16 protein-coding genes and 1 pseudogene are annotated in these 17,860 nt (G+C 72.3%); 9 read left to right on the top strand and 8 right to left on the bottom strand.

Going from position 1 to position 17,860, the window contains the following annotated elements; genetic code table 11:
* Positions 1-57: 57 nt before the first annotated feature.
* From ACQP0N_RS03050 to ACQP0N_RS03030, 5 genes are all read right to left on the bottom strand, one after another.
* Positions 58-939: a potassium-transporting ATPase subunit C gene (locus tag ACQP0N_RS03050; protein ID WP_433117380.1), complete on the bottom strand. Its 882-nt coding sequence runs from the start codon at positions 937-939 to the stop codon at positions 58-60.
* The gene (kdpB, locus tag ACQP0N_RS03045) at positions 939-3,134 is read right to left on the bottom strand and encodes a potassium-transporting ATPase subunit KdpB (RefSeq protein WP_433117378.1); all 2,196 of its coding nucleotides are present in this window, start codon (positions 3,132-3,134) and stop codon (positions 939-941) included. Before kdpB ends, ACQP0N_RS03050 begins: the two co-directional genes overlap by 1 nt.
* Positions 3,135-3,154: 20 nt before the next feature.
* Positions 3,155-4,810: a potassium-transporting ATPase subunit KdpA gene (gene kdpA, locus ACQP0N_RS03040; RefSeq protein WP_433117376.1), complete on the bottom strand. Its 1,656-nt coding sequence runs from the start codon at positions 4,808-4,810 to the stop codon at positions 3,155-3,157.
* A complete protein-coding gene (kdpF, locus tag ACQP0N_RS03035; RefSeq protein ID WP_355049123.1) occupies positions 4,810-4,899 on the bottom strand; it encodes a K(+)-transporting ATPase subunit F in 90 nt (29 codons plus the stop codon). Before kdpF ends, kdpA begins: the two co-directional genes overlap by 1 nt.
* Before the next feature lie 462 nt (positions 4,900-5,361).
* Complete coding sequence (locus tag ACQP0N_RS03030; protein WP_433117373.1) at positions 5,362-6,402, bottom strand: TRM11 family SAM-dependent methyltransferase; 1,041 nt, start codon at positions 6,400-6,402, stop codon at positions 5,362-5,364.
* Between the two features lie 24 nt (positions 6,403-6,426).
* Between ACQP0N_RS03030 and ACQP0N_RS03025 the strand changes: the two genes are divergently transcribed.
* Entirely contained in the window at positions 6,427-7,317 is an 891-nt protein-coding gene (locus tag ACQP0N_RS03025; RefSeq protein ID WP_433117371.1) for a zf-HC2 domain-containing protein, read from the top strand.
* A gap of 205 nt (positions 7,318-7,522) precedes the next feature.
* Here ACQP0N_RS03025 and ACQP0N_RS03020 read toward each other — a convergent pair whose 3' ends face one another.
* The gene (locus ACQP0N_RS03020) at positions 7,523-8,176 is read right to left on the bottom strand and encodes a TetR/AcrR family transcriptional regulator (RefSeq protein WP_433117369.1); all 654 of its coding nucleotides are present in this window, start codon (positions 8,174-8,176) and stop codon (positions 7,523-7,525) included.
* 234 nt (positions 8,177-8,410) lie between these two features.
* Between ACQP0N_RS03020 and ACQP0N_RS03015 the strand changes: the two genes are divergently transcribed.
* Complete coding sequence (locus tag ACQP0N_RS03015; protein WP_433117367.1) at positions 8,411-9,565, top strand: peptidoglycan recognition protein family protein; 1,155 nt, start codon at positions 8,411-8,413, stop codon at positions 9,563-9,565.
* 407 nt (positions 9,566-9,972) lie between these two features.
* On the opposite strand, the gene ACQP0N_RS03010 is transcribed toward ACQP0N_RS03015, so the two are convergent.
* A complete protein-coding gene (locus ACQP0N_RS03010; protein WP_433117366.1) occupies positions 9,973-10,260 on the bottom strand; it encodes a hypothetical protein in 288 nt (95 codons plus the stop codon).
* Positions 10,261-10,416: 156 nt separating this feature from the next.
* On the opposite strand from ACQP0N_RS03010, the gene ACQP0N_RS03005 reads away from it, so the two are divergent.
* The 7 genes and pseudogenes from ACQP0N_RS03005 (at position 10,417) to ACQP0N_RS02975 (ending at position 16,312) form a co-directional block, all read left to right on the top strand.
* On the top strand, positions 10,417-11,577 hold the full coding sequence (locus tag ACQP0N_RS03005) for an acyl-CoA dehydrogenase family protein (protein ID WP_433117364.1): 1,161 nt from the start codon (positions 10,417-10,419) through the stop codon (positions 11,575-11,577).
* A gap of 100 nt (positions 11,578-11,677) precedes the next feature.
* A pseudogene (locus ACQP0N_RS03000) lies at positions 11,678-12,714 on the top strand (CaiB/BaiF CoA transferase family protein).
* Between the two features lie 69 nt (positions 12,715-12,783).
* On the top strand, positions 12,784-13,062 hold the full coding sequence (locus ACQP0N_RS02995; RefSeq protein WP_433117362.1) for a hypothetical protein: 279 nt from the start codon (positions 12,784-12,786) through the stop codon (positions 13,060-13,062).
* Between the two features lie 162 nt (positions 13,063-13,224).
* Positions 13,225-13,923, top strand: a complete 699-nt coding sequence (locus ACQP0N_RS02990) for a hypothetical protein (protein WP_433117360.1) — start codon at positions 13,225-13,227, stop codon at positions 13,921-13,923.
* Positions 13,851-14,558, top strand: a complete 708-nt coding sequence (locus ACQP0N_RS02985; RefSeq protein ID WP_433117358.1) for a DUF2786 domain-containing protein — start codon at positions 13,851-13,853, stop codon at positions 14,556-14,558. Before ACQP0N_RS02990 ends, ACQP0N_RS02985 begins: the two co-directional genes overlap by 73 nt.
* A gap of 147 nt (positions 14,559-14,705) precedes the next feature.
* Entirely contained in the window at positions 14,706-15,062 is a 357-nt protein-coding gene (locus ACQP0N_RS02980) for a YciI family protein (RefSeq protein WP_355049324.1), read from the top strand.
* Entirely contained in the window at positions 15,059-16,312 is a 1,254-nt protein-coding gene (locus ACQP0N_RS02975) for an RNA polymerase sigma factor (RefSeq protein ID WP_433117356.1), read from the top strand. Before ACQP0N_RS02980 ends, ACQP0N_RS02975 begins: the two co-directional genes overlap by 4 nt.
* A 19-nt stretch (positions 16,313-16,331) precedes the next feature.
* Here the strand turns inward: ACQP0N_RS02975 and ACQP0N_RS02970 are convergent, their stop codons facing one another.
* Positions 16,332-17,804 (bottom strand): alpha/beta hydrolase, encoded by a 1,473-nt coding sequence (locus ACQP0N_RS02970; protein ID WP_433117354.1) that lies wholly within the window; start codon positions 17,802-17,804, stop codon positions 16,332-16,334.
* Positions 17,805-17,860: the final 56 nt, after the last annotated feature.

Here is a 17,860-nt window from a genome sequence, read left to right as displayed (position 1 = left end):
GGTCGAAGCGGCGGGCGGGGCCGTGCCCGGTCGGCACGGCCCCGCCCGCGGTGTTGCTCAGCGCGCGGCGAACCGCTTGTCGAGGGCGAGGTTGAGTTCCAGCACGTTGACGCCGGGCTCGCCCATGAACCCGAGCCCACGTCCGTCGGTGTGCTCCTTGACGAGCTTGCGGATCGCCGCCGGGTCCGCGCCGCGCTCGCGCGCGACCCGGTTCACCTGCAACTCGGCGTACGCCGGGCTGATCTGCGGGTCGAGGCCGCTGGCGCTGGCGGTGACCGCGTCGGCGGGCACCGCCGGCTCGGCGGGCGCGTCGCCCCGGATCGGGGTGACCACCCCGCCCGCGGCCACGTAGTCCTCGCCGGGCTTGGCCAGCTCCACGGTGACCCCCTGGTACGAGGGAACGAACGGCGTCGCCGGGGCGACCTGGTTGACGCTGACCACCCGGGTGACCGGGCCGGTCAGGCCGTCGGCGCGGAAGACGGCGAGTACGGCGCCCACACCGTCGTCGGTGCAGTAGGGCCGCCGGCCGTCGACGCCGTCCAGCTCCCCGATGGCCTTGCTGCGCGCGCAGACCTGGGTGAGCAGGCTCTCGCTGGACTCCTCCGGGTCGGTGGCGATGGTGTCGACGACGCTCTCCGGGCCGAGGTTGCTGGCCGAGGTGGACGTCGGGTCGTAGCCGTCGCCGGCGGCCGACGGGCGGGACTGGAAGTAGCGGGCGACGGGGTTGCCGTCCGCGTCGGTGAAGGACTGGCCGATGAGCGAGCTGCCGACGGTGCTGCCGCCCACGGTGACCAGCGAGCCGTCGGCCTTGTGGTGGAGGCCGGGCAGTTGGCCGAGCGCGACCAGGGCCAGCGGGTAGACCAGGCCGAGCAGCACCGTGAAGACGAGCAGGGCGCGCAGGGCGGCGAGGTGTTGGGCGATCCAGGTGGGTAGGCGCATCACGAAATCCCCGGGACGAACTGGATGAGCAGGTCGATGAGCTTGATCCCGATGAACGGCACGATGATGCCGCCCAGGCCGTAGACCAGCAGGTTGCGGCTGAGCAGCTTCGACGCGGCGGCCGGCCGGTACCGCACGCCGCGCAGGGCGAGCGGGATCAGCGCGATGATCACCAGGGCGTTGAAGATGACGGCGGACAGGATCGCCGACTCCGGGCTGGCCAGCCGCATGATGTTCAGCGCGTCCAGGCTCGGGTAGAGGCCGGCGAACATGGCCGGGATGATCGCGAAGTACTTCGCGATGTCGTTGGAAATGCTGAACGTGGTAAGCGCACCGCGGGTAATCAGCAACTGCTTGCCGATCTCCACGATCTCGATCAGCTTGGTCGGGTCGGAGTCGAGGTCGACCATGTTGCCGGCCTCCTTGGCGGCCGACGTGCCGGTGTTCATGGCCACCCCGACGTCCGCCTGGGCGAGCGCCGGGGCGTCGTTGGTGCCGTCGCCGGTCATCGCGACCAGCCGGCCGCCCTCCTGCTCCCGCTTGATCAGCGCGAGCTTGTCCTCGGGCGTCGCCTCGGCCAGGAAGTCGTCCACCCCAGCTTCGTCGGCGATGGCCTTCGCGGTACGCGGGTTGTCACCGGTGATCATCACGGTCCGGATGCCCATCCGGCGCATCTCGTCGAACCGCTCGCGCATGCCGGACTTGACCACGTCCTTGAGGTGGATGACACCGAGCGCGCGGGCGGCCTGACCGTCGACGTGCTCGGCGACGACGAGCGGCGTACCGCCGGTGCCGCTGATCGCGTCCACGATCTCGCCGACCTGCTCGGTCGGGTGACCGCCGTTCTCGCGTACCCACTTCATGACGGCTGCGGCGGCGCCCTTGCGGACCCGGCGGGCGGTGCCCACCGCGCCGCCGTCCATGCTGGCGTCCGGGGTGAGGTCGACGCCACTCATCCGGGTCTGCGCGGTGAACGGTACGAAGGTGGCGTGTGGCATGACGCCGGGTTCGCGTTCGCGCAGCCCGAACTCGTTCTTCGCCAGCACGACGACCGAGCGCCCCTCCGGGGTCTCGTCGGCCAGGCTGGAGAGCTGGGCGGCGTCGGCCACGGTCGCGGCGTCGATTCCCTCGACCGGTACGAACTCGGCGGCCTGCCGGTTGCCCAGCGTGATCGTGCCGGTCTTGTCCAGCAGCAGGGTGTTGACGTCGCCGGCCGCCTCGACGGCCCGGCCGCTCATGGCCAGCACGTTGCGCTGGACGAGGCGGTCCATGCCAGCGATGCCGATGGCCGACAACAGCGCGCCGATGGTGGTGGGGATCAGGCAGACCAGCAGCGAGACCAGCACGACCCCGGTCACACCGGAACCGGTGATCGCCCCGCTGTCCGGCGCGGCGGCCTGGTACGCCTTGGAGAAGATCGCCAGCGGCTGGAGGGTGACCACGGCCAGCAGGAAGATGACCGTGAGCGCGGCGAGCAGGATGTTCAGCGCGATCTCGTTCGGCGTCTTCTGCCGGTTCGCGCCCTCGACCAGGGCGATCATCCGGTCGATGAAGCTCTCCCCCGGCTTCTGGGTGATCTTCACGATGATCCGGTCGGAGAGCACCTTGGTGCCGCCGGTGACCGCGCTGCGGTCGCCGCCGGACTCGCGGATGACCGGGGCCGACTCACCGGTGATCGCCGACTCGTCGACGCTGGCGATGCCCTCGACGATGTCGCCGTCGCCCGGGATGATCCCGCCGGCCTCGACCAGGACGATGTCGCCCTGGCGCAGCTCCGGCGCGGGCACCGCCTCGTCGCGGTAGGTGTTGGCCCGCGCGCCGGGCTTCCAGTCGACCAGCCGGGTGGCGATGGTGTCCTGCTTGGCCTGCCGCAGGGCGGCTGCCTGGGCCTTGCCCCGACCCTCGGCGACCGCCTCGGCCAGGTTGGCGAAGATCACGGTCAGCCACAGCCAGGCGGTGATCGCCCAGGCGAACACCGACGGGTCGGTCACCGCCAGGACGGTGGTGAAGGCCGCGCCGACCTCCACGATCAGCATCACCGGGTTGCGCCACAGGGTGGCCGGGTTGAGCTTGCGTACGGCGTCCGGCAGGGACCGGACGAGCTGCTTGGGGTCGAGCAGGCCCCCGCCGATCCGGTTGCCCTGTGTCGCCGGGCTGCCGGGGAGCTGCTCTGTCGGGGCGGACGTGACGGACATGTCCTCGTTCCTCATGATGGTCAGAGCCCTTCTGCCAGCGGGCCGAGCGCGAGCGCGGGCAGGAAGGTCAGCGCGACGAGGACCACCGTGACGCCGACGACCATCCCGATGAACAGGGGTTTGTGGGTCGGCAGGGTGCCCTCGGACGCGGGGGTGGGTGCCTGGCGGGCCAGCGAGCCGGCCAACGCGAGCACAAAGATGATCGGCAGGAACCGGCCGAGCAGCATGCACAACCCGAGTGCGGTGTTCCACCAGGCCGTGTTGACCGTGATGCCCGCGAAGGCGGAGCCGTTGTTGTTGCTGGCCGAGGTGAACGCGTACAGCACCTCGGAGAGGCCGTGCGGCCCGACGTTGAGCGCCGTGGAGTTGTTTCCGGTGGCGAACGCCGCAGCCGTGCCGACGAGCACCAGGATCGGCGTGATCAGGAAGTAGAGCGAGGCGAACTTGATCTCCCGCGACCCGATCTTCTTGCCCAGGTACTCGGGGGTGCGACCGACCATCAGCCCGGCCACGAAGACCGTGATCACCGCGAGGATGAGCAGGCCGTACAGGCCCGAGCCGGTGCCGCCGGGCGCGACCTCGCCGAGCATCATGTTGCCCAGCAGCATCCCGCCACCGAGCGAGGTGAACGAGTCGTGGAACGAGTTGACCGCACCGGTCGAGGTGAGCGTGGTGGCGGCGGCGAAGGTGGCCGAGTTGGAGACGTCGAATCGCACCTCCTTGCCCTCCATCGCCGCGCCGACCGCCTGCGGGACCGTGCCGTGGCCGGCCAGCTCGAAGATGTTGGTGATGGCGACGCTGAGGAAGGCGAGGATGCCCATCACCGCGGCGATGGCGTAGCCCTGCCGGTTCTGCCCGACCATCCGGCCGAAGACCCGGGGCAGGCTGAACGGGATCAGCAGGATCAGGAAGATCTCCAGCCAGTTCGTCCAGTTGGTGGGGTTCTCGAACGGGTGGGCGCTGTTGACGTTGTAGAAACCGCCACCGTTGGTGCCCAACTCCTTGATCACTTCCTGGCCGGCGACCGGGCCACCGGTGATCGTCTGGGTGCCGCCGGTCAGCGTGCTCACATCGGTGCCGGCGGACAGGTTCTGCACCACCCCGCCGATCATCAGCACGATGGCGCCGAGGACCGCGATCGGCAGCAGGATCCGCAGCACGATCCGGGTGAGGTCGACCCAGAAGTTGCCGAGCTGCCCGGTGCGGCTGCGGGCGAAGCCGCGGACCAACGCGACCGCCACCGCGATGCCGACCGCCGCCGAGACGAAGTTCTGCACGGCCAGACCGGCCATCTGCACGAGGTGGCCCATGGTCGATTCACCCGAGTACCACTGCCAGTTCGTGTTGGTCACGAACGAGACGGCGGTGTTCCACGCGCCGTGGGTCATCACCGGGTCGAAGCCCAGCGACAGCCACAGGTGGTTCTGCACCCGCTGGAACAGGTACAGGAACAGGATCGAGACGGCCGAGAACGCGAGCACGCTGCGGGCGTACACGCCCCAGGCCTGCTCGGCGGCCGGGTTGACCCCGACCAGACGGTAGATCCCCCGCTCGACGCGCGACTGCTTCGTCCCGGAGACGGCCCGGAACATGTAGTCGCCGAACGGCTTGTAGACGGCGACGAGCGCCGCCACCAGCGTCAGCACGAAGATGACGCCCGCTGTTGTCATGGTCATCAGAAGCGCTCCGGGAACAGCAGGGCGAACACCAGGAACGCGCCCAGGACGATCGCGAGCACCAGACCGACCGCGTTTGCCGCGTTCACAGCTTCTCCACCGCCCGCACCACCAGGGCGAGCACTGCGAACAGCGCCACCGTCAGGACCACGAACACCACGTCAGACACGCTGACTCCTCTTACCGGAAAGGTTCGTCGCGACCGCCTTCCGGTCGCGCGGGGCAAGCAAAGCCCAGGTGCGCGTCAGTCGGCCCGGGTCATAACGCGACCATGACGGCCGGGAACCTTTTCTTGACGCCGTTTTCACACCCGCACCTGATCAGGTGAAATGCGGCACAGAGGCGCGGCAGCCGGGAGGTGAGGGGTGGCTGTCCGCGTCCTTTGCACTGCTTCAACGGAGGCGACAGCGAGGCACCCACACTGTTGCCTCGGTTGAAGCAGAGCAAAGGGCCCGAAGGGGGTGGGCGGCGGCGGGTCAGGCCGGCGGCGGGCCACGCAGGTTGGGCGGCGGGTCAGGCCGGGCGGCGGGCCACGCAGGTTGGGCCGCGGGTCAGGCCCGGCGGCGGGCCACCAGCACGTCGCGCATGATCGACTGGTCCACCCGGTGGCGCAGCGCACGGTAGGGCTCGTCGTCGACCACGGTCAGGCCGGCGTCGGCCAGCGCCGCCGCCGCGTCGTCGCGGCTCGCGACGTGGGTGTTCCACGAGATGCCGAGCGCGCCGCCGGGCCGCAGCACCCGCGCCCAGACCGGCGCGGCCTCCGCGAGCAGCGCCAGCGGGTCGCGCGACAAACCCTGATCGGCGGTACGACTGCCGTGTTGTACGCCGTACGGGGCGTCCGCGACCACCACGTCGACGGTCTCCGGCCGGAAGAACTCGCCCGCGCGGGTGGTGTCGGCGTTGACCACGTCCAGCAGTTGCGTATTACCTGCCTTGTGGTCCTCGCGGGTCGGGGCCAACTCGATGCGTACCCGCCGGCCGACCACCTTGCGCTCGCGCCGCACCGGCCCCGATTCCAGCACCCGGTGCTTGACGCGCTTCTGCTTGAGCCAGGTGGTGACGAAGGCCCGGTACGCCTCGACGTCCTTCTGGTCGCGCTCGATCCCGGCCGCGTCGAAGCCGTACATCAGCGCCTGGTTGAGGGTGGTGCCCCGACCGCAGAGCGGGTCGAGCACCCGGAACCGGCGGTCGGTCAGCTCGCCCGCCCAGTCCGACGCGAGCAGGGTGACGTTGAGCAGCAGCTTGGTGAACTGCTCGTTGGTCTTGCCCACGTACTTCTGGATGGTGAGCAGGTCGTCGTCGTACCGGTCCAGCCGGCTCCACTCGACCGGGCGCAGCAGGTCACCGACGATCTCGAACAGCGCGTACCCGGCGGAGAGGTTGCCCAGGACGGCCAGGTCCCGCTCGGTCAGCCCGCTACCTGCGAACGTGATGTACGTCGCGCCGCCGACGACCTCGGTGTCCAGCTCGCCGATCCGGCCGTCGAGCGCCGAGCGGCCGAAGATCTCCAGCTCGGCCCGGGTGAGGTCGATGGCGGATCGGGCGTACACCCGGTTGGTGGCGGGCAGGATCAGCAGGCCGTAGCGCGTCATGATCGAGCGAGTATTTCACAACGGGTGACGACCGCCGGGAACCGGAGCGACGCCCGGACCGACTACCCACACATGGGGTGTGAGCAGTGGCGGGAGATCCTGTCCGCGCAGCTGGACGGTGAGGAGACCGCCGACGAACGCGCGGCGGCGCAGGGGCACCTGGACGAGTGCGCCACGTGCCGGGCCTGGTTCGCGACGGCGGTGGCGGTGACGCGCCGCATTCGTACTCGATTGGTCACCGATGTCCCTGACCGGACCGACACGATCATGGCCGCCATCGGCGGCGCTGCCGCTGCCGGGGCGGACGACGCGCCGGCGGCCCGCCGGTCGCGGTGGCGGCCCCACCTGCCCGGACGCGGCACCCTGGTCGTCGGGCTGCGCGCGGCGCTCGGGCTGCTCGGCGCGGTCCAACTGGTGCTCGGCCTCGCCCAGGTGGGCAAGGGGGCGACCGCAGAGCACCTGCACGCCTCCGGCCAGCACCTGTGGCACGAGTCGGCCGCCTGGAACGTGGCGGTCGGTGCCGGCTTCCTCTTCGTTGCGGTACGCCGCAGCCCACCGGCGGGTCTGCTGCCGATGCTCAGCGCGTTCGTCGGCACCCTGCTGCTGCTCTCGGTCAACGACCTGGCCACCGGGTCGGTGAGCGGGGAGCGGCTGGTCAGCCACGGTTTCCTGGTGGTCGGTTACCTGATCACCGTGCTGCTGTCCCGCCCCGGGCTGCGTCCCGGCGGGCCTGCCCCGCAGCGGCAGCCGACGCCGTCGCGCTGGCGCTTCGGCACCGACGAGGGCGAACGGCCGCTGCGGGTGGTCAACACGGGGGCGTACCCCGCGCAGGCCGCCGACCGGCACGCCGCCCCGGCGGCGCGGACCGGTCGGGCCACGAGCGCCGACCCGACGGGCGACCGCCAGGCGGCCTGAGCCGGGCAGGGGCGTCGCCCGGAAGGCGGGGCGCCGCCCGCGAGGCGGGGCGCCGCCCGGGAGGCGGGGCGCCGCCCGGGAGGCGGGGCGTCGCCCGGGAGGCGGGGCGTCGCCCGGGAGGCCTGCCGGCCGTCGGGCGTTGCCCGGGGGCGTGCTCCGCTGTCGGGCGTCGCCCCCAGGGACCTGCCTGCTGCGGGGCGGGTGACTAGACGCGGGAGTCGACCGGGTGCAGCGGCTCGTCGGCGGCGATGACCTGCGGGATGACCTGCTCCACGATCGTCAGCAGCGTGGTGGTGAGCAGCAGGTGCACCTGGGCGCGGGTGAGCGCGTCACGCTGGAGCCACTCCCGGGCGGTGGACGTCGCCAGCCCGCAGTACGCCCGGCCCATCCCCCGCAATTCCTCGTGGTCCTTGGCCTCGTCGGCCAGCCCGACGGCGACCAGCATCCGGTCCGCGGCGACCTCCTCGGCCTCGGCGAGCACCCGCTCCACGTCGGCGTCGCCGCCCATCCCCCGGGCGGTGACCGCCGCGAGCCACGAGGTGCTGTGCCGGGACACCACGTCGAGGAACCACGAGACGCTGGCGTCGACCCGGGTCCGCAGATCACCCTTGGGCAGTCGTTCGAGGGCGACCTCCGGAATGGTCACCATGACCCGAACGACCTCCAGGTAGAGGTCCTTCTTGGTGCCGAAGTAGTGGTTGACCAGCCCTCGGGCCACGCCCGCCTCCCGGGCCACGTCGGTGGTCGACACGTCGGCGTACGGCTGCTCGCCGAACAGGCGGACCGCGCAGGCCAGGATCTGGCCGCGCCGGGCGTCCGGCTCCAACCGGCGGCGACGGGGAGCGGTCTCGACACTCATCTGCCCGACCCTAGCGGCAGCGCCCGGCCCAGCCACGCTCTCGCCATGATCACGCTAGGTAACGAGTTCGCGCCGCTCTTCAGTGGCAATAAACCAAAAGTCCAGACTGCCGTTTTAGCCTCTGTAGTGCCCCATCCTGGCGATGTGTCCGCAGGGCTCGCCAGGGCACCACGCCCCGGGCCGACGGCCGGCATACCGGCTGACGCCTGGCGCACCAAGCAAGGGAGCACCACTGTGGTTTCTCGACGCCGAGTCCTCTCCGGCGCGGCCGGCGCGGCGGTGGGCCTGTCGGCCGCCGGCACGTTCGCTGGCTCCGCGACGGCAGCACCGGCCACCTCCACCGAAGTGACATCTCCGCTGGCCGCCCGGCGCGGTCGCCTGATGAGCAGGACGGTGGTGACCTCGCCGGCCATCCCGCTGACCCACCTGTCCATCCGGCACGGCGGCCCCTCGGCGGCGGTACGCCTGCGCACCGGCAAGGGGTGGAGCGACTGGCAGGAGCTGAACGCGTGCCAGAACGGCCGGGACGGCGGCCGGTCAGTGGCCCGCTCGAACGTCGTGGTCGCCAACGGCGCCACCGCGTACGAGGTGCAGACCGCCGACGGCTCCGACGCCACCGTCGCCGAGCTGAACATGGTCGACGGGCCCCGGCGGACGATCGCCAACCCGCGAACGAACAGCCTTCCGGTTCCGCGAGGTGGCCGGCTGCCGACGTACCTGCCCCGATCCCGGTGGGGCGCGGACGAGTCACTGCGCCTCGCCGACGACGGCAGCGAACTGTGGCCGGCCGAGTTCTTTCCGGTGCAGACGCTGACCGTCCACCACAGCGGCGTGTACGAGCACAACGAGGACCCGGACCCGGCCGCGACGGTCCGTGCCATCTACTACGACCAGTGCGTCCTTCAGGAGTTCGGCGACATCGGCTACCACCTGCTGATCGACGAGGCGGGGCGGATCTACGAGGGCCGCTACTCCGACCCGGGCCCGCTCCCGGTGTACGGGCCGGGCCTCGGCAGCGACGGCCGGCCGCTCATGGTCAACGCGGCGCACGTCGGCGGCTACAACGCCGGCAACATCGGCATCTGCCTGCTGGGCCGGTTCACGTCCCGGCAGCCCAGCGCCGCCGCGCACCGGTCGTTGGTGTTCGTCCTGGCGGGCCTCGCCGCCGCGGGTCGACTCGCCCCCGCCGGCCGGACCGACTACGTCAACCCGGTCAGCGGAGCGAGTGGCAAGGTCGACGTCATCTCCGGGCACCGGGACTGGGCAACGATCGGGGCCGACCCGACCGAGTGCCCCGGCGACGCCTTCCACCCGTACCTCGGCAACCTGCGCCAGGAGGTCGCGGTGCTGCTGAGGCAGTTCCCGACGCCGCCGAAGCACCCGCGCTAGGAGACCCGCGCCCCACCGTCTCCGTCTCGATTCCGTCTCCCCCGACGCCCGGCGGAGGCGGTGGGGCGTGCGCACCTTCCGGGCAGTGATCACTTGATGCTCACCAGTTCGGCGGGCGTTCCCAGCAACTGGTAAGCATCAAGTGATCACCGGAGCCGGCGACGGCGGACCACGTGTCGGCCGAGGTGCCGCAGGTTTGACGTCTCGGAGTAGAGCGCCGCGTTGATCGCCCCGACCGCGACGAGGCCGAGTAGCACCCATCCGGCGGCTGATCCACACGAGATCGCCGACCTGGGCGTATCCGATCGCCTGGATACCGCCACATCGCCAACCTGGAGTGGATCACGCTGTGCAGGCGTCCACGAAGGTCGCCATGGAGGGTCGCTTGCGGGCTTAGCAGCCCTCCCTCACAGACGCGTGAACGTCACGCCCCCGAACTCGAACTCGGCCTGAGCCACGGCATCTGCCTCGGTCGGATGCCAGGTGTCCGTCAAGACCTGCCAGTCATGGGTGCAGTAGAAGAGGTAGAACTCGTTGTCGGCCTCGTCGTAGCGGGCGATCGCGAGATGGGCGACGACCTCCGCGAAGTTGCTGACGGAGTGCCGCGTCGCGCCGGTGAGCGACTGCCCCGGCGCGAGGCTGGCGACCATCGTGACCCGGGCTCCGTCGAGCCGGGCTGGCGGCATCGCTCTCATGGCACGATCCTCACCCAATCGGGCTGCGTGATCGACTCGGTTTCCGGGAAGGCGGGGTGTCCTGCTCGGGCGGATGGCCCGACTTCATGGAAGCGGAGTCGATCAAGGCGTTGAGGGCTTATTGACATGCTGCCAACAGGGCGCGAGGGTGGTGCCATGCCCACGCCCGACGGCTCCCCCGCGCCCTGGCGGCGGCCCGAACACGACGATCTCGCCGAGCTGGCCCGCGCCTTCTTCACCAAGGAGGTGCTGCCGCACACCGAACGCCTGCTGGCGCAGGGGCACCCGGACCGCGAGCACTACCGGCGCGCGGGCGAGCTGGGACTGCTCGGCCCGTCCGTGCCCGAGGAGTACGGCGGCGGGGGCGGCGACTTCACCCACGAGGCCGTGGTGCTGCACGAGCAGGCGTACGCCGGAGAGGGCAGCCTCGGGTTGGCCGTACACAGTGGCATCGTCACCGGCTACCTCGTGGCGTACGGCAGCGAGGAGCAGAAGCGGCGGTGGCTGCCCGGCCTGTGCAGCGGTGAGCTGGTGGGCGCGATCGCGATGACCGAGCCGGACGGCGGGTCGGACCTTCAGGCGATGCGGACGCGGGCGGTCCGCGACGGCGACGACTACCTGGTCAGCGGCGCGAAGACGTTCATCACCAACGGCGGTCTGGCCGACCTGGTCATCGTGGCGGTCAAGACCGACCCCGAGCAGCGGGCGGCCGGCATCTCACTGCTGATCTGCGAGGTGGGCGGGGACCCGGAGGGGTTCCGTCGCGGCCGGCTGCTGTCCAAGATCGGGCTGCACGCCAACGACACGGCCGAGCTGTTCTTCGACGAGTTCCGGGTGCCGGCGGCCAACCTGCTCGGCGGCGTCGAGGGTCTGGGCTTCGTCCAGATGATGCAGCAGCTTCCACAGGAGCGCCTGGTCATCGGCGTCGGCGCGGTGGCGGCCATGGAACGGGCGGTGGCGCTGACCGTCGCGTACGCCAAGGAGCGCACCGCCTTCGGCAAGCCGCTGATGGGCCACCAGAACACCCGGATGGTGCTCGCGGAGTGCGCGACGCGTACCCGGGTCAGTCGGGTCTTCCTGGACGACTGCGTCGTCCGGCACACGCGTGGCGACCTGGACGTCGCGACAGCCGCGATGGCCAAGTCGTGGCTCACCGACGGGCAGTGCGAGGTCGTCGACCGGTGCCTCCAGGTCTTCGGTGGGTACGGCTACACGACGGAGTACCCGATCGCCCGCATGTACGCCGACGCCCGGGTACAGAAGATCTACGGCGGCACCAACGAGATCATGAAGGAGCTGATCGCCCGTGCCCTCTGAGGCGTCCACGCGCGGCAGGGACGGATCGTCGCGAGGTGGACCGCTGGCCGGCGTACGGGTGGTCGAGCTGGCCAGTCTCGCGCCGGCGCCGTTCGGCTGCATGGTGCTCGCCGACCTCGGGGCGGACGTGGTGCGCGTCGACCGGCCGGGGGGCCCGGGCGCCGGTCGGCTGGCCGCGCCGAGCGGAGGACCGTTGCAGCGCGGCCGGCGGCTGACCGCGCTGGACCTGAAGTCCCCGACCGGTGTGGCGGACCTGCTGCGTCTCGTCGAGCGGGCGGACGTGCTGGTCGAGGCGTACCGGCCGGGGTCGCCGAGCGCCTCGGCTTCGGCCCGGACGTCTGCCGGGACCGCAACCCCCGCCTGGTGTACGCGCGGATGACCGGCTGGGGTCAGGACGGCCCGCTGGCCGCCCGGGCCGGCCACGACATCGACTACATCGCGGTCGCCGGAGCGCTGGAACCGTTGGGCCGGGCCGGTGAGCGCCCGCACGCGCCGTTGAACCTGATCGGCGACTTCGCCGGCGGCGGCATGCTGCTGGCCGTGGGCGTGTTGGCCGCGCTGCTCGAACGGGAGCGCTCGGGCCTCGGCCAGGTCGTCGACGCGGCCATGGTCGACGGTTCCGCGCTGCTCACCTCGTTCCTGCACGGGCTGCTCGGCACCGGCCGGTGGGCGGCCCCGCGGGGGCGGAACCTGCTCGACGGAGGAGCGCCCTTCTACGACACGTACGCCACGGCCGACGGTGGCTTCATGGCTGTCGGGGCGCTGGAACCGGCCTTCTACGGCGAACTGCTGGCCGGTCTCGGCCTCGCCGACGCGGACCTGCCCCACCAGTACGACCCGAGCGGCTGGGACGAGCTGCGCAGGCGGTTCACCGAGCGGTTCGCCGAGCGGACGCGGGACGAGTGGACGGCGATCTTCGCCGAGCGGGATGCCTGCGTCGCCCCGGTGCTCGCCCCCGGCGACGCGCACCGGCACCCGCACAACGCGGCCCGGGGGACGTTCGTCGAGGTGGACGGCGAGGTGCAACCGGCACCGGCGCCGCGCTTCGACCGTACGCCGACGGGGCCGCCCGTCCCGGCGCCCGATCCGGAGCGGGACGTGTCGCCGGTCGAGGAGATCCTGACCGCCTGGTCGTAGCCGGCGGGACAGCCGTGCCGGTGTCGCGTTGATACGGTCGTGCACCGACGGTCCGGGGGGAGTCAGCGCATGGGTACGGACAGTTGGAAGGGCCACGTCAACGGGATCCTGTACGGGGTCCAGTTCGACAGCGCGCTCGACGACGCGGTGGTGAGCCGGGTCGCCGACGGGGTGGACGCCGGGAGCTACCCGGGCGACCGGGCCGAGACGCGGGAAGCGATCGATCAGGCGCTGCGCTGTTCGGGCCCGCTCAACGACCAGGCCGAGACGCACCACAGCGAGGACGACATCCGCGCGTTCCTCCGCCGACTCTCGGCCGCGCTGGCCGCCACCCCGCCCCGGAGTTGATCAAGAGGTTGGCGTCAGAAAACGGCTGCACCCTGACGCAAACCTCTTGATCACCGCCTAACGGGCGGGGTCAACCTTCCTGTTTTGGGTGTCTTGGGTGGGGGACGGCATGATCATGGTGGGGGCGGGTCGCTGTGGGCCGCCTGGGCCGAGGAGGTGCCGGTGCCGGACGCGGAGGACCTCGTCGCCGAGGCGCTGGCGGCGGTGCGTGGCACCGACGTACGACAGACCGAACGGCAGCTCGACCGGCTGATGGTCGGCACCGGGACCGCGGACGGCGCGACGGCGGTGGACGCCGCCCTGGCCCGACGACTGATTCGCGGCCTCGGGCGGCTCTGGCCGCGCGGTTGGCAGCCGGTCGACGTACACCGGATCGCCAGGTGGCGGCTCGACGCCGGCGCGGCCCGACTGGTCCGCGACGCGCTGGCCGCGCAGCGACGCGAGCAGGCCGAGCCGGTCCCCGCCTGGTGGGACGACCAGCTCCGCGTGCTCGCCGCCCAGGACCGGGACGCGGCAGGCCAGGGCTCAAGCGCCAGTCAGGGTTCGAAGCCCGCTCGGGGCCGGGACGCCGGCCAGGGCTCGAAGGCCAGCCGCGACGTCGGCCCGGAGGACCTGGTGGCCGACTGGACCCGCGCTGAAGGGCTGGACCGGGTCGACGCGCTGCGCACGGCGGTCGACGTACTCGCGCTGGTGGAGGGCCTGCCGCCGATCGCGGTGCTGCGTCCGCCGCCGGGCTCCGCCGGAACGGCGCTCCCCGCGCCGCCGGTACGGCCCGCAGCGGGTCGCCGATGCTGGACCGGGTACGCGCGCTGCTGGCGAAGGCGGAGTCGACCACCTTCCCGGCCGAGGCGGAGGCGTTGACCGGCAAGGCGCAGGAGCTGATCGCCCGGCACAGCATCGACGAGGCGCTGCTGGCCGCCGGCACCGAGCGGGGCGACGTGCCGAGCGGGGTGCGCCTGGGCGTCGAGACGCCGTACGCCGGGGCGAAGGCGCTGCTCGTGCAGGAGGTGGCGGCGGCGAATCGGTGTGAGGCCATCTGGTCCGACGACCTCGGCTTCACCACCGTGCTGGGGTGGCCGGCGGACCTCGTGGCGGTGGAGCTGCTCTACACATCGCTGTTGGTGCAGGCGACGGCCGCGATGCTGCGCGGGCGTGCCGAGCGCCGGCCCGGGTCGGGCCGCCGGACGAAGGTGTGGGACGAGTCCTTTCTCAACGCGTTCGCGCTGCGGATCGGGGAGCGGCTGCGCACGGCCACCGACGCGGCGACCGAGGCGGCGGGGCAGACGGAAGCCGGGGCGGATCGGCTGTTGCCGGTGCTCGCCGCGCGGGGCGAGGCGGTCCGGGAGCGGCTGGAGACGCTGTTCCCCGGCGTGACCCGGCACCGGCTCAGCGTGCGCGACGCCGAGGGCTGGTCGTCCGGCACGTCGGCCGCCGACCGGGCATCCCTGGACGTCGTCGGCGGCTCCAAACCTCGGCAGGTGCCGGGCCGACCCTGATCCGCCCGGCGTGGGAACGCCACGGCCGGACGTTTCTGCGATTTTCTTCGGTACGCGGTAGGGAACGGGGTGACGGCTCCGACCCTCCGGTGAGCCGCACCCCAGCCGGGGCGCGACCAGGAACCGAGGAGCATCCCCGTGAAGTACATGTTGCTGATCTGGAACCGGCCCGGCTTCACCGAGAGCCTGACCGAAGAGGACCGCACCGCCCTGTTCGGCGAGGTCGACGAGATCATGAAGGAGCTGACCGAGACCGGTGAGCTGATCGGCGGCCAGGCGCTGGCCGACCCGTCGCAGACGCAGACGGTCCGGCTGGCCGGCGGTCACCCCGAGGTCGTCGACGGGCCGTTCATGGAGAGCAAGGAGCAGTTCGCCGGCTACCTGGCCGTGGACTGCGACAGCCCGCAGCGGGCCGCCGAGATCGCCGCCCGCTGGCCGGACGTGCGCTTCGGCGGCGCGATGGAGGTCCGCCCGATCATGGACGAGGCCGGGACGGAGATGTGACCGACGACCGGACGGTCGAGGACCTGCTGCGCACCCTCGCGCCGCAGGTCCTCGGCCTGCTGGTCCGCCGGCACGGCCAGTTCGACAGGTGCGAGGACGCGGTCCAGGAGGCGCTGTTGGCCGCCGCGACGCAGTGGCCCGGGCAGGGCGTACCGGACAACCCGCGCGCCTGGCTGCTCACCGTGGCGACCCGCCGGCTCACCGACGAGTGGCGCAGCGAGAGCGCCCGCCGGCAGCGCGAGGTGGCGGTAGCGCTGCGCGAGCCGGCGTACGCCCAGGTGGCGCCTCCGGCGGACGCCGAGCCAGCGGTGCCGGACGCGGACGACACCCTGACCCTGCTGTTCCTCTGCTGTCATCCGGCGCTGGCCCCCTCGGCGCAGGTGGCGCTCACGCTGCGCGCGGTGGGTGGTCTCAGCACCGCGCAGATCGCCCGGGCGCACCTGGTGCCGGAGGCGACGATGAGCCAGCGCATCCGGCGGGCCAAGCAGCGGATCGAGGCGGCTGGCGCCCGGTTCGCCATGCCCGGACCGGCCGAGCGGGAGGAGCGGCTGCGAACGGTGCTGCGGGTGCTCTACCTGATCTTCAACGAGGGGTACACGGCGTCGAGCGGGCCGGACCTGCACCGGGCCGAGCTGACGGCCGAGGCGATCCGGTTGGGCCGCGTCCTGCACGGGCTGCTGCCCGACGACGGCGAGGTCACCGGGCTGCTGGCGCTCATGCTGCTCACCGACGCGCACCGGGCGGCCCGGGTGGGCGCGGACGGGGAGCTGGTGCCGCTGACGGAACAGGACCGTTCCCGCTGGGACGCCGCCGCCATCGCGGAGGGGGTCGCACTGATCACCGAGGCGTTGACCTGGTCGCCGCCCGGCCCGTACCAGCTACAGGCCGCCATCGCCGCCGTGCACGCCGAGGCGGCGACGGCGGCGGAGACGGACTGGCGGCAGATCGTCGCGCTCTACCGGCTGCTGGGCCGGATCGCCCCGAACCCGCTGGTCACGCTCAACCAGGCGGTCGCGGTGGCCATGGTGGACGGGCCCCGGGCCGGGCTCGCCCTGCTCACCCCGTTGGACGCCGACGAGCGTACGGCCGGGCACCACCGGCTCGCGGCCGTCCGGGCGCACCTGTTGGAGCTGGCCGGCGAGCCGGCGGCGGCGCGGGAGGCGTACCTGGCGGCGGCTCGCGGCACCACGAGCCTGCCCGAGCGGCGGTACCTGGAGCTGCGCGCCGCCCGGGTGGCGGCGCGGCGGTGACCGCCGCGCCGCCCGCCCGTCACAGGTCGACCGCTGGGCAGCTCGCGCCCCGGGCGGGTACGACCTGATCGATCAGGTACGCGTCGACGGCCCGACCCACGCACGGACTGGTGGTGTAGCTGCCGTGCCCCCAGCCCTGGTAGGTGAGCAGCGCCCCGTGCCGACCCAACTGCCGGGCCACCGCGCGGGCCCAGGCGTAGCCACTCGCCGGGTCGTGCACGGTGGCGGCGATCAGCACCGGCACGTCGGTGCGTACCCGCAGCCGGTGCTGGGGGTTGGCGACCGGCGTCGGGGTGCCCAGGCAGGTAACCAGGGCGAACAGCGCCGGCGGGTAGCGCAGGTCGGGCGCGAGCCGGGCGCTGCGGCGCAGATGCGCGTCGTACTCGCGGTAGTCGCGGACCGGCAGGCTCCAGTCCTGGCAGAAGACCGCGAAGGGGTACGGGACCACGGCGTCGTCCGCCAGCGTGGTGACGCCCGGCGTCGGGGCACCCGCCAGCTTGTCGATCCACTGCGCGAGCCCCGGCCACCGGTCGGTCTCGTAGAGCCGCTTGTGGGCGAGGCGGCTCAGCTCGAAGGGGGCCAGCGGGGCACCGGCCCGGTCCGGGTCGGTAAGCGTGCCGGCCTCGGCCCGGTCATGCAGCCCGGCCCAGATCGCCCGGACGTCCCGACCACGCAGCACGCAGTCGGCGGACCGGTCACACCAGTCGAGGAACTCGTCGAACGCGTCCTCGGCGGCGACGGCCTGGGTGTCGAGGAAGGCGCGGGTGTCGAGGCTGTGGTCCATCGCGGCCTCCAGCACCATGGCCCGCACCCGATCGGGGAACAACTCGGCGTACCGCTCGCCCAGGAGCGTGCCGTACGAGCTGCCGTGGAAGGTGAGCTGCCGTTCGCCGAGCGCGGCACGGACCGCGTCCAGGTCACGGGCGGCGCTTGTCGTGTCCACGTGGTCGTAGAGCGCGCCCGTACGGGTCCGGCAGTCGGCGCGCAGCAGCGCGTTGTTGGTCAGGGTGGCGTCGAACTGTGCCTGGTCGGCGATCACCTGGGGCTGCCGGGCGAGCAGGTCGCGGGAGCAGCGCACCGGGTGACTGCCGCCGGTGCCGCGCGGGTCGAAGCTGACGATGTCGAACCGGCGGCGCAGGTCGGCGCTGAACCGGGAACTACCGTTCACCACCCGGTCGACGCCGCTGTCGCCGGGCCCGCCCGGACCGAAGACCAGCGTGCCCTGTCGGGCGGTCGGGTCGGTGGCGACCCGGCGGGCCAACGCCAGCTCGAAACGCTCCCCTCGTGGTCGGTTCCAGTCGACCGGCAGCGACAGGGTGCCGCACTCGGCCGGGGCCGGACCGTCCGGCGGCTCCTCCTCGGGGACGTCCTCGGCGCAGGGGTGCCAACCGATGGCGGGTCGGGCGACGGCCGGGCTCGCCGGGGTCAGGCCGGCGGCCGTGAGGGCCAGGGCCACCGCCCAGCCGACTCCGGATTTGCGTACGCGCAGCATGCAGTGCTGTCCTCTCCTCGAAGGAGCGTTACCGGTGAAACTCGCCCAGCGGGCGA

Origin of the sequence: Micromonospora sp. CA-246542 (assembly GCF_050942905.1) — a bacterium.
Classification (GTDB): domain Bacteria; phylum Actinomycetota; class Actinomycetes; order Mycobacteriales; family Micromonosporaceae; genus Micromonospora.
This window is presented reverse-complemented; position numbering and strand designations above follow the sequence as displayed.